Source organism: uncultured Psychrosphaera sp., assembly GCF_947500655.1.
Taxonomy (GTDB): Bacteria; Pseudomonadota; Gammaproteobacteria; order Enterobacterales; family Alteromonadaceae; genus Psychrosphaera.
Window position 1 is genome coordinate 93,575 of record NZ_CANMSK010000011.1, and the last position, 16,138, is coordinate 109,712.

Here is a 16,138-nt window from a genome sequence, read left to right on the forward strand (position 1 = left end):
ACACTTAAATAGAACCACTATTCGCGAGTCTTCTGCCTCGCTAGATGCAACAAATAGTCTCCAGCGTTGAGTAAAATGAAAGATAAACAGCCCCTAGTATAACAGTAACTTAGTAGTATGCGACTAAGGGAGCTTATAACAATTTCTTAAACTAAATATTTGTACTAGAATACTTACTTTAATTATGAAGTTCAAAAACTTAAGGTATCTATGCCAACTGAAAAAAATATTCTAGTTTTAAACTGTGGTAGCTCTTCTTTGAAGTTTGCCGTTATTAATAGTACGACAGCTGAAACCGTTATCTCTGGGTTAGCTGAGCGTTTAGGCTCTAATAAAGCAACAATAGCTATTAAGTACAATGGTGAAAAACAAGTTGTTGAATTAACAGATAATAACCAGCATTTAGGTGCAATAGAATATTTAGTTAGTGACTTACATACTAAAGGTTTAAGTGATTCATTAACTGCTGTTGGACATAGAGTGGTTCATGGTGGAGAAGTTTTCACATCTTCTGTAATTGTTACCGAACATGTAATTAATGAAATTATAAGAACCAGTGGCCTCGCACCGTTACACAATCCAGCCAATTTAGTTGGCATTCAAGCCGCTCAAAAAAGTTTTCCAACCTTGCCACAAGTAGTTGTATTTGATACTGCATTTCATCAAACTATGCCGCAACACGCTTATATGTATGCGATAGATCGTGATTTATACACAGGCAAAGGCTTACGCCGTTATGGCTTTCATGGCACTAGTCATTATTTTGTTAGCCAAGAAGCAGCTAAGCATTTACAACAACCACCAAGTGAGACGTCAGTAATTACCGTTCATTTAGGTAATGGTTGTTCTATTTGTGCCATTGAAAATGGTCAAAGTGTTGATACTTCAATGGGACTAACTCCTGCTGAAGGTTTAGTGATGGGAACTCGCAGTGGCGATATTGATCCAGGTCTTATTGTTTATTTAATGAATCAATTCAATTACAGCGGCAAACAAATTGACGACTTATTAAATAAACAAAGTGGTTTACTGGGTTTATCTAAAATGAGTAACGACTGTCGCACACTTGAAGAGGCTGTTTTTGGTGATGATAAAAAGCTGAAAGAACAAGCTAAATTAGCGTTAGATGTTTTCTGCTATCGCGTTGCCAAATATATTGCTTCATACACAGTTGCCCTTTCCCATTTAGATGCAATTGTATTTACTGGTGGTATTGGTGAAAACTCAGATTATATTCGCTCACAAGTTATCAACCAATTATCTATATTAAAAATCAAATTATCCGAAGAAAAAAATCAAAAAGCGCGTTTTGGTGCTTTTGGTGAAATTCAAGCGCCTGATTCGCAGTTTAAAGTCTTAGTTATCCCAACCAATGAAGAATGGGTTATCGCCCAAGACGCTGCACGTTTATCTGAGAGTAAATAATATGTCACACAGAATTATGTTAGTACCCGTTGGATTTGGTGTTGGTTTAACCTCAATTACCATGGGCTTAGTACGTTCTATGGAGCGTCAGGCGGTAAACGTCAATTTTTTCAAACCTATTTCACAACCTAAATTAGGTGATAATGGGCCAGATAAAAGTACTGAAATTTTTAGAACCCTATCTCACCTTAATCCACCGGAACCATTTGAATTAACATATGCTGAAACCTTAATTGGTGATGGTAATGTTGATGTATTGTTGGAAGAAATTGTTGGTCGATTTGAGTCAAAAATTGACCCAAATGAAGCGGTGGTAATTGAAGGTTTAGTGCCAACTAAACAACAAGCTTATGCTAATAAAATCAATCGCCAAATTGCATCAGCTCTTGGTGCTGACGTGGTATTTGTTATTGCGCCGGGCAGTGAATCTATTACCTCTTTGGAAGATCAATTGGAAATTGCTGCCGATAATTATGGTGGTTTTAATAAAGAACGCGTAATTGGTTGTATTTTTAACAAGGTAAATGCTCCACAAGATATTCGCGGTAATTTAGCCAATGACTTTACTGAGCAATTAACCAAAGTTGAAATTGAGGATGTTGCGTTTAAATACCAACAAATGTCTATTTTTAGACACCAATTTAAAATGCTTGGTTGTGTACCTTGGGATCCTGAATTAATTGCCCCAAGAGTGAAAGACTTACAAGAGTACTTAGGCGCTAAAGTATTAAACCAAGGTGATATGGAGTTTAGACGCTTAAGAAGTATCACCTTCTGTGCGCGTACCGTAGGTAATATTTTAGGCCGAGTTAAACCGGGTGTTTTATTGGTAACACCGGGAGATCGTTCCGACGTTTTAGTCGCGGCTGCTCTTGCTGCAATGAATGGTACCAAACTAGGTGCAATTTTATTAACTGGTGGCTTTATGCCAGAACCAACTATCTTAAGTCTTTGTAAACAGGCATTTGAGACAGGCGTCCCCGTTTTATCTACCGAGTCAGACACTTGGGAAACGTCGTTATTATTACAACGATTTAACGTAGAAGTGCCTATTGATGATGAACAGCGCATTGAGCGAGTAAAAGAACATACTGCAAGTCACATATCTAAAGAATGGATCACTGATATGATCCAAAATGTGCCTAAATCTCGTAAGTTATCCCCTGCTGCATTTAGATACTTGTTAGTAGATAAAGCTAAGAAAGCTAACCGCACTATCGTTCTACCTGAAGGCAATGAGCCTAGAACTATAAAAGCCGCGGCTATTTGTGGTCAAAGAGGCATAGCTAAATGTGTGTTACTTGGTGATGCAGATGAAATTAAGCTGATTGCTTCTCAACAAGGTGTTGAGCTTAACCAAAATGTGATCATTGAAAATCCTGATAAAATCAGAGAACGCTATATTGCACCTATGGTTGAAATAAGAAAAAACAAAGGATTAACCGCCGTTGTTGCTGAAGAACAATTACAAGATAACGTTGTACTTGCTTCTATGATGTTAGCGTTAGATGAGGTTGATGGTTTAGTGTCTGGCGCAGTAAGCACCACAGCCAATACAATTCGTCCGCCATTACAATTAATAAAAACAGCTCCAGGTTCAAATTTAGTATCATCAATATTCTTTATGTTATTACCAGATCAAGTATTAGTTTACGGTGATTGCGCGATTAACCCAGATCCTAATGCAGAACAACTTGCCGATATTGCAATTCAATCTGCTGACTCGGCTAAGTCGTTTGGTATTGAACCTAAAGTAGCGATGATCAGTTACTCAACCGGAACATCGGGTGTTGGTGCTGATGTGGAAAAAGTAAGGAAAGCCACTGAGATTGCTAAAAACCTACGTCCAGATCTTATTATTGATGGTCCATTACAATACGACGCTGCCGTTATGGAAAATGTTGCTAAGAAAAAAGCACCAAATAGCCCAGTTGCAGGTCAAGCTACTGTGTTTATATTCCCTGACTTAAACACAGGTAATACGACTTATAAAGCCGTACAACGTAGTGCTCATGTTGTTAGTATTGGTCCAATGTTACAAGGGATGAGAAAACCAGTGAATGACTTATCTCGTGGTGCATTAGTAGATGATATTGTATACACAATTGCTTTAACTGCGATCCAAGCAAAAGATTAAATTTATTTTTACCCAGTAAGATGACAAAAAGAGACGCTAACGTCTCTTTTTGTTTATTAACTGCTAGTTTAATTAGCTACAACTGCGACTTAATTGTACGACTGTTTAAAATGTAACACCTTTTGATCATTTAAAAATAACCAATAATTACAACAAGTTAAAAAGTTGTGAATTGGTATCACACAAAGTTATCCACAGATATTGTGGAAAACATTCAAGTTAAGCTAAGAAACCACCATTAACTATAGATCATAGTGTTTTAGTATAAATAAAATTAAACAATAGATAACTGTTAATTTTCATTAAACATAGTATATTTAAGTAATACAGAGTCTTATATTTCTAAAAGGATTGTTATTTTATGCCTAAACAGACTTTACAGGTGTTAGCCGAATCGTTTTCAGTTCACAGTTTTGACCATGATCAATCCGTCCCGTCAGCTGTATTTTCTTCTCCAATCTATTTTATTAGTAAAACGCCTGACGAGTTATCTGTCGTTTGCCCTTCTTCTATTGAGCTGGATAGTTTGGAGCATGAAGATAACTGGATTGCACTTGAAGTGTTAGGTCCGTTAGGTTTCTCATTAACGGGAATATTATCTAATATATCTGGCGTACTTGCGGCAGCAGATATTAGCATTTTTGTTATCTCTACTTTTGATACCGACTATATTTTAGTGAAAAAAGACGCCGTGCCCACCGCAATTAAAGAACTTCGTAATAATGAATATAGAGTGCGAACTGACGAGGCTTAATTATAAACTATGTTACTTCACTCTATTGTTAATTTTACGACACTTAATTTAGCCAAAGGTATAAAAATAGGTGCGCCTGTATCAGGTAAAGTATTTAACATTGCAAAACTTGCTGGTAACCAAGCGTTTTATAAACGTGCTGGTGAAGGTGTTGCAATAAAAATGGAAGGTCATCAAGTAAACTCACCTATTAGCGGTACTGTTATTGATACTGTACCTAGTCATGGTAAAGTCATAATACAAGCTAAAAACAAGTTACGTTTTCTATTACAGTTTCCTTTTGAATATATTAAATTCAATGGCATTGGCATCAAGTCATTGGTTACAATTGGCCAAACTATCAATATTAACGACCCTTTATTAAAAGTTGATTTATACAAAATGAATCAGCAAATGAAACCTATATTTTTATATTTTATTTTACTCGACGTTAAAGCATTTAAGTCGATTGAAGTTTTTCATAAACATGTGCAAATAGGCACAGATCCTATTTTTTCATTAGTTCCAAAACCAGTAGCACCCAAACCTATTAAAAAGAAGTAATTATTATGATCACTATGTACGGCATAAAAAACTGCGACACAATAAAAAAAGCCAGAAAATGGTTAGATAACCAAGAGATTGAATATACATTTCATGACTACCGTGTAGATGGCCTTGATAAACAATGGCTAATAGATACTTGCCAAAATTTAGATTGGGAATTGGTTTTAAATAAACGAGGCACCACCTTTCGTCAATTAGACAGTGCTATCAAAGACAATTTAAATGAGTCAGCAGCAATAGAACAAATGTTACTTGCTCCAGCTATGATAAAACGCCCTATTTTAAGTGTTGGCAATCAATTATATATTGGTTTTAAAGACGCTCAGTACGCTGAAATTTTTAATAAGTAGGAAACCCTAATGACTAAATTATCTAATACTCTCGAATTAGCCATAGACTTACTTAGTAAACCGTCAGTTACTCCAGAAGATGCTGGTTGCCAGCAACTTATGGCTTCACGATTAGAAAAACTAGGCTTTGATATCGAGTCTTTATTTTATGTAGACACATTAAATATGTGGGCACGTAAAGGGAAACAAGAGCCTGTTTTTTGTTTTGCTGGTCACACAGACGTTGTGCCAACGGGCGATGTGAGCAAGTGGACATATCCTCCTTTTGAGCCAACCATAGTTGACGGTATGTTATATGCCCGTGGTGCAGCGGATATGAAAGGCAGTTTAGCCGCCATGGTGGTCGCAACTGAAAACTTTGTTACTAAGCACCCTGATCACAAAGGTTCTATTGCATTTTTGATCACCAGCGATGAAGAAGGCCCTTTTATTAATGGCACTATGAAAGTTATAGATACCTTAGAAAAGCGCAATGAAAAAATAACTTGGTGTTTAGTTGGTGAGCCTTCAAGTACCAATTACTGCGGTGACATAGTAAAAAATGGTCGTCGTGGCTCATTAACCGGCGATTTAAAAGTAAATGGTGTGCAAGGTCATGTGGCCTACCCTCATTTAGCGGACAATCCTGTGCATAATGTTGCTCATGCTTTATTTGAATTAACTGAAGTTAAGTGGGATGAAGGTAATGATTATTTCCCACCAACTAGCTTTCAAGTATCTAATATAAATGGTGGAACTGGTGCTGGTAACGTAATACCTGGTGAATTAGATATTATGTTTAATTTCCGTTATTCAACAGAAGTGACCGCAGATGAACTTGTTAAAACCGTAGAAGCCCTGTTTAACAAACACGAATTGAATTACCAACTGGATTGGACCTATAACGGTTTACCTTTCTTAACAGATACAGGTACGTTTATAGAAGCAGTAAGTGGCGCAATAAAAGACGTGACAGGCAAAGAACCTATACTTTCAACCTCTGGTGGCACATCTGACGGACGTTTTATAGCACCAACTGGGGCACAAGTAATTGAGTTAGGCCCATGTAACGCCACAATTCATAAAATCAATGAATCTGTGGGTGTGCAAGAACTTGATGATTTAACTTTGATGTATGAAAAAATACTAGAACGTACTTTATTATAACTGTCTAACATTAAAATAACGGCGGAACTGTAATGCCATTTAAATTAACCAAAGAACAAACTTTAGGTACAACTGACCAGCACGTTGTCGAGCTTAGTCAAGTTCTTAGCAGAGGTACTTTTGTTCATCGGGAAATGGCAGATGCGTTTTTGTTATTACAACAAGAAGCTAAACAAGCTGGTTTTGATATTTGTATTGCCTCTGGCTTTAGAAACTTTGAGCGTCAGTTGGCAATATGGAATGCTAAGTTTAATAACCTTAGACCGGCATTAGACAGACAACAGCAAGTTATTGATATGACAAACTTAACTGACTGGGAAAAAGCGCAAGCTATTTTAACTTACTCAGCATTACCAGGTACAAGTCGCCACCATTGGGGCACAGATATCGACATTTACGATAAAAATGCAGTACATGCGGATTACCAATTGCAACTAGTACCAAGTGAATATACTCAAGGGCCTTTCATTAAGCTATCAAAGTGGATAATGGCCAACAGCGCTAAGTTTGGATTTTACTTACCTTACCAAAGTGACAATGCTGGCGTTGCACCAGAGCCATGGCATTTGTCTTACCAACCACTTTCATCACAATACCAAGATGCACTGCAACAAAATCCTCAGTGGTTAATTGATTATTTAAGCACGTCAGACATTGGTGGTAAACAAGCCATAATAGACAACATAGAGCAGATACTGTCTCACTATGTTTTTAATATAACGCCAGCAGATAGGATGATTTAAGCAATGAACATATTTGTTGTTATTGTCATTATTGTATTGGTTTTAGGTTTTATAATTGCCAATATTCTATTATTGAAACAAACTGCAAAGTTTCCCATGCAAAAAACAAATACCACAAATAAAGATTTAATAAATAAAGAGAATGTCAAAACCAATGACACATTGGAACACAGCTTAAAAGATGACTGATTTTTAATCTCAATGGAGACTTATCACTCAAGTTAAGATGGTTTTAGCCGCTAATAACCTATATATTAAAAGTTAAGACAGTATCGGGCATAAATAACAATAACAACCTGAACTGCATGTTTTTAACACAGTTAAAAACATTTAAAGACTTTGACAATGGGGAATTATAAGTGGCATTTCAATTAACAGTAAAGCAACGACTATTAGCATTATCTATTGGTTTGTCTCTGATCCCACTCTCTTTAGGAGTTTGGTTTACAGGGCAAACATCTCTTAATTTAATTCAGCAATCTCTAAACACTTCAAATCAAAATTTATTAGTATCTATTAGAGAAAATAAAAAACAGCAATTAACCAATTATCTTGAAAATATACAGGGCCAGCTCACAACCTATGCTGGCAATGAAATGATCATCGCAGGATTAGATGAATTTAACTATTCATTTGAAGATTACCTGAGTGAATACCAAGCATCAAACGATGATCTGATCACGTTTTACAATACTGAATTCAAAAATAAATACGCCAGTATTAATAAAAAAGACATTGATGTATCTAATTTAATTCCAGATAAAAACAGTGCGGCTTACAGCTTACAAAGTGCTTATATAGCAACTAACTCTAATCCTGTGGGCAACAAACATTTGTTAGATTTAGCAACCGACAGCACGACATACAGCAAAGTTCATCAAGTTTACCACTCCAGTATTCGTAATTACTTAGAAGAGTTTGGCTTTTACGATATTTTCCTTGTAAGTAAAGACAGTGCCGATGTTGTTTATTCTGTGTATAAAGAAATAGATTTCGCCACTAATTTAAATAACGGAGCATTTGCCAATAGCGGTTTAGCTGAGGCATTTAATGGTGCAAAAGATTTAGCCAAAGGTGAAGTTTTCACCACAAGATTTAACACTTACCAACCCTCTTATGATGGACAAGCCGCTTTTATGGCAAGTCCTATTTATGATCAAGGTCAGAGTATTGGAGTCTTAATATTCCAACTCCCTGTTGACCGTATATCTAATATTATGACCAATGATAAACAATGGAATTCTGTTGGATTGGGTAATACAGGTGAAGTGTACCTTGTTGGCGAAGACAAAACGTTACGTAGTGAAAATCGATTATTACTAGAGCAGCCAACACAGTATTTTGAAATATTAAAAGAAACCAGTTCAACAGAACAAGTTAGTTTAATAGAGCGAATTGGCAGCGCCCTTGGCGTGTTAACTATTGAATCTACAGGTGTCGAGTTAGCGTTAGAAAAACAAACTGGGGTTACTCAATATGTAGGCTATAAAAACAAACCCGTTTTATCTGCTTATACTTATATTGATTCTGGTGGTGAAATTTGGGCTTTAATTGCTGAGATTGAAACTGAAGAAGCATTTTCTAACTTCGATGATTTAAAATCTGAACTGTCTTATATGTCAGTTATTACCGTTATTTTATTTTTAATTGTAGGCAGTACGTTAGGCTATTTAGTAGCAAGAAGTATCAGTCTGCATCTTAATAATTTATCTGATGTAATGAATGACATTGCCAAAGGTGATGGTGATTTAACGGCAAAAATAGATTATGACGGTACTAATGAATTTGGCGATATTTCTCGTGCGTTTAATGAAATCATCAGTAAATTTCATAGTATTATCTATGATATTAGAAACACATCAAAGCAAATTTTAATTGAATCCGACATAGTGTTAAATGTTGCGAAACAAAGCCAAAATATTATCTTATCGCAAACGGATGCAACTAGAAATACAGTCGCGGCCTTAGAGCAATTTGAAGCGTCAATTGCCACTGTGTCACAAATAAGTGATGAAAGTCAGGCTATAAGTTTAGAGGTTGTTAAAGAATGTGAAACCAGCAGTACTAATGCAGCCCTAGCCTCTGATGATATACAGCTGTTAATGACAACATTGCAGGAAACCTCTCAAGTTGTTAATGAATTAAATAATGAAGTAAAAGAAATAACGTCTGTACTCGACTTGATCACATCTATTGCCGACCAAACTAATCTACTTGCATTAAATGCAGCGATAGAAGCAGCAAGAGCTGGTGAGCATGGCAGAGGGTTTAGCGTAGTAGCTGACGAAGTTAGAAACCTAGCGTCGAGAACTCAAGAATCTACCGTTGAAATTCAGAAGAAGTTAGAGATACTCGACAAAACCACAAATGGCGCATTAGCCAGTATGGATAATGCCACTAACATTGCCAGTAAAGGCAGTACGCGAGTGTTAGAACTTAAAGATACTATTGATGGTTTAACCGATAGAATTCATCAAATGGAGCAATTGATTGTATCTGTTGCCACCGCCACCGATGAACAAACCCAAACTATAGGTGAGATAAATAAAAATATGTCGTTAATAGATCATCAATCAAAAGATGTTGCGCAAAAAGCGGTAGAGAATGAGCAAGCAGCGAACAAATTAACCGATGTATCTAAAAGCATTAACAGTCAAGTTTCTCAATTTAAGTTGAACGACTAAACCTGTTAAATTAAAAAATCAGAGAAAAGGCAGATTGAGCTTATATGTAATGCTCAATCTGCTTACAATTGGCTTATCAATGAGTAATACCAATTATATTAGTGCTCAACCTACTATGAGACTAAGGTTGAGCTAACTTCAATATTATGGTTATTAATATTCAACCACATTTGACCGTCTTGAATTGTCACTTGGATTTGCATGTTACGTTCAGTTAAACCAGATAACTCACCCGCAAGCTCTGCAGGTAATGTCACTACGGATAAATTTGAACGTTGAGATAACTTGTTACCCTCTTTACTCCACCATTGATTAAAACTGTTGTCGGCATATGAGTAAATCATCATTTTTTGTGACTGGTTACAGCCCTTTTTAATGCGTTGCTCTGACGGTTGCCCTAGCTCAATCCACAACTCAATAACATCTGAATAATCTTTTTGCCATAAATCAGGCTCTTCGTCGTCACTAATTCCTTTACTAAAACTTAAAAACTCGTGAGCATTTTGAATAAATGCCACAAGACGCAACATCATCCTCTCGTCTGTTTCTGATGGATGTCTAGCGACGGTTAAATTATGATCTTGGTAATAATTTCGATCCATATCAGATATGGAAATTTCGGCTTTAAATATTGTCGCTTTTTGCGCCATTGGCTCTCTTCTTTTTTATAAATAATTATTATACCAATTTTATTAAGTATTTAGTCACTCAGAGGAACTAAAAAGCATTAAGACAAGGAACAAGATTGAAGGCATAGTTGTTCTACGTCAAAAATTTTTGAAGCCGTATTAATGCTTTTTTAGACCCATCGGATCGGAGACGCCATTCAGAGCTTCTATTTCTTTGTTGTTCGAATTTGAAAGACGTCCAGTATTACTGCATTCAAACGCCTCGAACTAAAAGCTCTGACATGGCGCTGAATGACTAAATACTTAATAAAATTGGTATTACTGCGTATGGCGCACATGATAACACTCACAGTGATAACATAATAATACCAATACAATTATTTAATAAACTAAAGTAAAACCTCTGTTTGTCCTTGCTTGATTTGAGTAATTAATGGTGCGGTTAGTTTCTGTTGTAAAAAGGCTAAGTTCTCACGAGCGATGTCATTTTCACCACCTATAAAGTTGGCTATCCAACCAATAAGCTCACAGCCACTTTGTTCAATCGCTTGCGCTGTTAACAAAGCATGATTTAAACAACCTAACTTAATACCAACCACTAAAATTACAGGTAGTTTTTTTAATGCCACCCAATCACTTAATAATTCAGTGTTATTAAGTGGTAAATGCCATCCTCCCGCACCTTCAATAATTTGCACATCACCTAGCGTATCGACATTATTAAACACGTTATTGAGTAATTTAAAGTCTAGTGTTTTATTCTCTAATTTTGCGGCAATATGTGGTGCAATTGGTTGCTGAAATACTATTGGGTTAATTTGATCTAAACTGTAACGATTTTGCACGGCATCAAATAAAGAAATAGCGTCTTCATTGGCCTTGCTAACATTATGACCACTTGTTCGATTAAAGTTATGACTTTTGGTCACACTTGATTTCAATGAGGTTTTTGACATCGTATCAGATGGTTCTATATAAGAAATTGTTCCAGCAGAAATGGGTTTAAATGGGAATACATCCAATCCATTTTTAAATAGATCTTTTACTATTAAACTTGCACAGTAGGTTTTCCCTACCTCTGTATCAGTTCCAGTAATAAAGATCTTTTTATGTTTGGTAAACAGTTCAAAGATATTCATTATTTAGTTAACTCTAAATACATAATTTTATATGTGGCTGGAATAGCTTGCTTTTGATCGTTATAAAATTCGGCCTGATATGCTTGTTCCATTTGTTGCCAAACACTACGAGTGATCAATCCTTTATTTTTTCTATTCTGTACAAAGTTAGCGCCCAAGCATTTAAGTTCTTTGGCCAACATTTTTGCATCGCTAAACCAAAATTGTTCCGTTTGCTTGTTTAAACTGACATTGCTCCATGGCAAAGTATCCACCACATAAGATAATTGCTCTGCTGTTAAATAATTATGGATATGTTTATCTGAGTCTACTCTTGACCATGCATGTTCTAGTTCAAATAACGTCCCATCAACTAACGTAGCTACAAACGCTTTCCCATTTGGCTTTAGGCATTGATGAACTTCAGTTAATACTTGGTTTAAGTCACACCACTGCACCATTAAACTGGAATAAAAGACATCAATACTAGCAGGCAAAAATGGTAATGAATGAGAGTTAGCTTGTACTTTAAGGTTTGTCGTTGTGTTAGCGCGTAACATGTCACAAGCTAAATCTAACCCTATAAATTTATTAAACTGTTTGTTTAGTCGCTGAGTAAATAACCCTGGACCGCAGCCTAAGTCGACACAGGTTAATCGATTGTTATTTTCAAATGTATTCAGTAACAAGTTATTTAATAAACTCTCACCAACCTTATGCTGTAACTGAGCGCCCGTTTCATAGGTTTTAGCTGAGTCAGAAAAATACTTTTGAATTTGTTTAAACTCAATTGGTTCTAAACAAGGTTTTGTTAAGTTGGCTACTACACTCATGCTGACACCTGTTTAATGAGCTGATCTAATTGTTGTTTTGAATGAGCCGCTGAAATAGTAATACGTAACCTAGCTTGTTGTTTTGCTACCGTTGGATAACGCATAGCCGACGCCCAGACACCATTTACTTTTAATTGCTCAGACAATTGCACGGCTTTTGTTTCATCACCAATGATGATTGGCTGAATTGGCGAGTTACTATTGGTTAGAGTGAATTTGGAGTGGTTCATGTGATTTTTAAAATATTCGATATTTTCAGCCAGCTTTTCTCTGCGCCAATTATCAGCTTGAATGGTTTTAATATTGGCGATGGCTGCAGCACTTTGCGTTGGAGATAAATGGGTAGAATAAATATAGTCACGACTAAAATTAGTTAGGTATTCTATGGTTTGTTTTGTGGCAATAACTGCTGCACCTTGAGCGCCAATAGCTTTACCAAAGGTAATAACCAATATATCACAGTCACTTAACGCTATACCTTGCGCGGATAAGCTGCCACAACCTCTGTTACCGTGAACACCAATACCATGTGCGTCATCCAACATAAACCAAGCGTTATTGGCTTTGGTTATTTGAGTTAACGGCGGCAAGTCTGGCTGGTCGCCATCCATACTAAACACACCTTCTGTCACCACTAATTTATTCTGCATCTCACTGGCGCTTTTATCGTGAGCAGCTTTAGTTAAAATAGAAGCTAAACTAGCTAAGTCGTTATGCATAAAACGCAGTTGACGACAGTGTCCTAATGCTTGGCTGTTTCTGCCAACATCCATTAGTGACGCGTGATTAAACTTATCTTGCACCAGTAATGCGTCTTTGTTTTTTTGATTAAACAAAGCGCTTATTACACCAGTATTGGCACTGTAACCTGAGCCAAACAATAAACAATCATGCGACTTTGGCGCATCGACCCAGTCCAGTAATAACTGCTCTAATTCTTGATGAATTTTATGACGACCAACTACCAATGGGCTTGCCATAGCACCAGAAGATAAATGCTTATGTTTGTCAGAACTCAGTAATTTTTCAACTGTGTTGTCAGACGCAATACCAAGATAATCGTTACTAGCAAAATTAAGGTATTGTTTATTATCCACCGTTAAATATGCCGCCGATATTTCATCGGCTATTAGGCGAGTACGCAACAGACCTGAGCAGGCCTGTTGTTGTAGTCTTTGATTGAGAGTTGCTTCAAACATAATAAGAATTTTCGTTAGTTATGCTGGGTAAAACAGATCTTTTGGCTTACTCTTCTCGTTTACTTGCTCGCTTATTTTTTCAAGAAGCGCAGCTTCTTTGGTTTCATCAGAATAATCACGGCTCTTTTCAGAGTTAATACCTAGTTTCTTAAATAACTTCTGGTCAAAGTGTTCATCTGGATTACCAGTGGTTAAAAGCTTACAACCATAAAATATTGAATTAGCGCCAGCTAAGAAACACATAGCCTGCATTTGTTCATTCATACCTTCACGCCCTGCTGATAAACGCACGTGTGATTTAGGCATCATAATACGGGCAATTGCGATGGTGCGTATAAACTCAAACGACTCTAAATCTTCCACATTATCCAGTGGCGTACCTTCTACTTTAACTAACATGTTAATTGGTACACTTTCAGGATGACGCGGTAAATTGGCTAAGGCGATTAACAGCCCAGAACGGTCTTTGGCACTTTCCCCCAAACCAACAATGCCACCAGAACATACGTTCATTCCTGCGTCACGCACGTTTTGTAACGTCACAAGACGGTCTTCATAGGTGCGGGTTGTAATTATGTCACCATAATATTCTGGAGATGTATCTAAGTTGTGATTGTAATAATCTAAGCCCGCTTCATTTAACGCCAGCGCTTGTTCTTTGCTTAACATGCCAAGCGTCATGCAGGTTTCTAACCCTAGCTTTCTAACCCCTTTGATCATTTCAATGACATAAGGCATATCTCTGTCTTTTGGATTACGCCATGCCGCGCCCATACAAAATCGTGTAGAGCCCATCTCTTTGGCTTCTTTGGCTCTTGTCAGTACTTTTTCAACTTCCATCAGTCGTTCTTTTTCAAGGCCCGTAGAGTAACGAGCACTTTGTGGACAATATTTACAATCTTCAGGACAGGCCCCTGTTTTAATTGATAACAAGGTACTGACTTGTACTTGGTTGGGATCAAAATGCTCTCTGTGTATTACTTGAGCTTTAAACATTAAGTCGTTAAATGGCATAGAAAATAGCTCGTTAACTTGTTCCAACGTCCAATTATTTCTGATTTCTGTAGTCATATTTATTCCTCAAGCGTATTACCTAGCAGCCAATTTTCTTTGAAAGGCTTAACTAATAATGTGTAATAAAATTGTATTGCTAGGCTAAATGGTTTTAAAAGCTATATTTCTAAAACTATCATTGAACCTATTACATTTTTTGGCTAGTCTAGCTGCCGACAAAACATTGTCAATTTACAAATGACACAAACATTTACATCAGGCTACTTTATGACCAAACCAATTGACGTTAAATTTGATGAGCAACATATTTGGCACCCTTACACGTCGATGCAATCCCCCTTGCCTTCTTACCCAGTAAAAAGTGCTGACGGTGTGCGTATCAAACTTGAAGATGGTACTGAATTAATTGACGGAATGTCGTCTTGGTGGTCAGTTATACATGGTTATAACCACCCTGTTATAAACCAAGCAATAACGGATCAGCTAGGTAAAATGAGTCATGTGATGTTTGGTGGTTTAACCCACAGCCCTGCAATTGATTTATGTAAAAAGTTAGTTGAATTAACACCTCAAGGACTTGAGAAAGTATTTTTAGCTGACAGTGGTTCAGTTAGCGTTGAAGTGGCACTAAAAATGGCAATTCAATGTCAATTAGGCCGAGGTTATAAAAATAGAAATAAATTTGTCACTATTAAACATGGCTACCATGGTGACACATTTGGTGCGATGGCAGTTTGTGACCCTGTTAATTCTATGCATTCTTTATATTCAGATATTTTACCTAAAAACTATTTTATAGACGCACCAAAAAGCAAACCTAGTGACACTTTTGATTTAGCAGAATTAGATGAATTAAAAACCTTATTACAAAACAGCAATGAGCATATTGCCGCGTTAATTCTAGAACCTGTGGTGCAAGGCGCTGGCGGTATGCGATTTTATCATCCTGACTTTATTCGTGAAGCGAAACTAATTTGCGAGCAATATGGCATATTATTAATTGCCGATGAAATTGCTACCGGCTTTGGCCGTACAGGTAAAATGTTCGCCTGTGAACACGCACAAATAACACCAGATATACTTTGTCTAGGAAAAGCAATTACAGGCGGTTATATGACTTTGGCGGCCACGCTTTGTACTGATAAAGTCGCGTTGGATATTAGCCAATGTGAGGCCGGTGTTTTAATGCACGGACCAACATTTATGGCAAATCCATTAGCTTGTGCCGCAGCTAACGCCAGTTTGAATTTGTTAATGACAGGTGATTGGTTTGCACAAGTCCAACAGATTGAACTAGGATTACGTAGAGGCTTACAACCTTGTTTAGAACTTGAAACTGTCTCTGATGTACGAGTATTGGGGGCAATTGGTGTAGTAGAAATGAAACAGGTTGTGGATGTAGCGAAAATTCAAAAGCAGTTTATAGAATATGGTTTATGGATAAGACCTTTTGGTAAGTTAGTTTATGTAATGCCGCAATATGTGATCTCAGAACAAGACTTAACTAATTTAACTTCTGGCATAGTAAATACGTTAAAAGCATTGTAAATGCTTTTAACG

Annotated in this window: 15 protein-coding genes; 10 read left to right on the forward strand and 5 right to left on the reverse strand. The window is 36.8% G+C overall.

The annotated features are described in order from the left end of the window. Positions 1 to 210: 210 nt before the first annotated feature. The 9 genes from Q0940_RS10710 to Q0940_RS10750 all read left to right on the forward strand — a co-directional run bounded on the left by Q0940_RS10710 (position 211) and on the right by Q0940_RS10750 (position 9,785). The gene (locus tag Q0940_RS10710; protein WP_299268216.1) at positions 211 to 1,425 is read left to right on the forward strand and encodes an acetate kinase; all 1,215 of its coding nucleotides are present in this window, start codon (positions 211 to 213) and stop codon (positions 1,423 to 1,425) included. A 1-nt stretch (position 1,426) separates the two neighbouring features. Next, positions 1,427 to 3,562 carry a phosphate acetyltransferase gene (gene pta / locus Q0940_RS10715; RefSeq protein WP_299268220.1) on the forward strand — a complete coding sequence of 712 codons (2,136 nt, stop codon included), beginning with the start codon at positions 1,427 to 1,429 and terminating at the stop codon, positions 3,560 to 3,562. 361 nt (positions 3,563 to 3,923) lie between these two features. After that, entirely contained in the window at positions 3,924 to 4,316 is a 393-nt protein-coding gene (locus tag Q0940_RS10720) for an ACT domain-containing protein (RefSeq protein WP_299268223.1), read from the forward strand. 9 nt (positions 4,317 to 4,325) lie between these two features. After that, positions 4,326 to 4,859 carry a PTS glucose transporter subunit IIA gene (locus tag Q0940_RS10725; RefSeq protein ID WP_299268225.1) on the forward strand — a complete coding sequence of 178 codons (534 nt, stop codon included), beginning with the start codon at positions 4,326 to 4,328 and terminating at the stop codon, positions 4,857 to 4,859. Positions 4,860 to 4,864: 5 nt separating this feature from the next. Then, entirely contained in the window at positions 4,865 to 5,212 is a 348-nt protein-coding gene (locus tag Q0940_RS10730; RefSeq protein WP_299268230.1) for an ArsC family reductase, read from the forward strand. A 9-nt stretch (positions 5,213 to 5,221) separates the two neighbouring features. Further along, entirely contained in the window at positions 5,222 to 6,358 is a 1,137-nt protein-coding gene (gene dapE, locus Q0940_RS10735) for a succinyl-diaminopimelate desuccinylase (RefSeq protein ID WP_299268233.1), read from the forward strand. A 32-nt stretch (positions 6,359 to 6,390) separates the two neighbouring features. Continuing rightward, positions 6,391 to 7,101: a M15 family metallopeptidase gene (locus tag Q0940_RS10740; protein WP_299268236.1), complete on the forward strand. Its 711-nt coding sequence runs from the start codon at positions 6,391 to 6,393 to the stop codon at positions 7,099 to 7,101. A gap of 3 nt (positions 7,102 to 7,104) precedes the next feature. Beyond that, complete coding sequence (locus Q0940_RS10745; protein ID WP_299268241.1) at positions 7,105 to 7,290, forward strand: DUF2897 family protein; 186 nt, start codon at positions 7,105 to 7,107, stop codon at positions 7,288 to 7,290. A gap of 170 nt (positions 7,291 to 7,460) precedes the next feature. Beyond that, positions 7,461 to 9,785 (forward strand): methyl-accepting chemotaxis protein, encoded by a 2,325-nt coding sequence (locus tag Q0940_RS10750; RefSeq protein ID WP_299268243.1) that lies wholly within the window; start codon positions 7,461 to 7,463, stop codon positions 9,783 to 9,785. A 113-nt stretch (positions 9,786 to 9,898) separates the two neighbouring features. Here the strand turns inward: Q0940_RS10750 and Q0940_RS10755 are convergent, their stop codons facing one another. From Q0940_RS10755 to bioB, 5 genes are all read right to left on the reverse strand, one after another. Then, a complete protein-coding gene (locus Q0940_RS10755; RefSeq protein WP_299268246.1) occupies positions 9,899 to 10,435 on the reverse strand; it encodes a YaeQ family protein in 537 nt (178 codons plus the stop codon). Between the two features lie 368 nt (positions 10,436 to 10,803). Then, on the reverse strand, positions 10,804 to 11,553 hold the full coding sequence (gene bioD, locus Q0940_RS10760; RefSeq protein WP_299268249.1) for a dethiobiotin synthase: 750 nt from the start codon (positions 11,551 to 11,553) through the stop codon (positions 10,804 to 10,806). Next, a complete protein-coding gene (locus Q0940_RS10765) occupies positions 11,553 to 12,365 on the reverse strand; it encodes a methyltransferase domain-containing protein (protein WP_299268252.1) in 813 nt (270 codons plus the stop codon). Before Q0940_RS10765 ends, bioD begins: the two co-directional genes overlap by 1 nt. Next, the gene (locus Q0940_RS10770; protein WP_299268255.1) at positions 12,362 to 13,564 is read right to left on the reverse strand and encodes an 8-amino-7-oxononanoate synthase; all 1,203 of its coding nucleotides are present in this window, start codon (positions 13,562 to 13,564) and stop codon (positions 12,362 to 12,364) included. Before Q0940_RS10770 ends, Q0940_RS10765 begins: the two co-directional genes overlap by 4 nt. Before the next feature lie 18 nt (positions 13,565 to 13,582). Next, entirely contained in the window at positions 13,583 to 14,635 is a 1,053-nt protein-coding gene (bioB, locus tag Q0940_RS10775; RefSeq protein WP_299268258.1) for a biotin synthase BioB, read from the reverse strand. Between the two features lie 210 nt (positions 14,636 to 14,845). On the opposite strand from bioB, the gene bioA reads away from it, so the two are divergent. Next, a complete protein-coding gene (bioA, locus tag Q0940_RS10780) occupies positions 14,846 to 16,126 on the forward strand; it encodes an adenosylmethionine--8-amino-7-oxononanoate transaminase (protein WP_299268261.1) in 1,281 nt (426 codons plus the stop codon). The last annotated feature ends 12 nt before the right edge of the window (positions 16,127 to 16,138 follow it).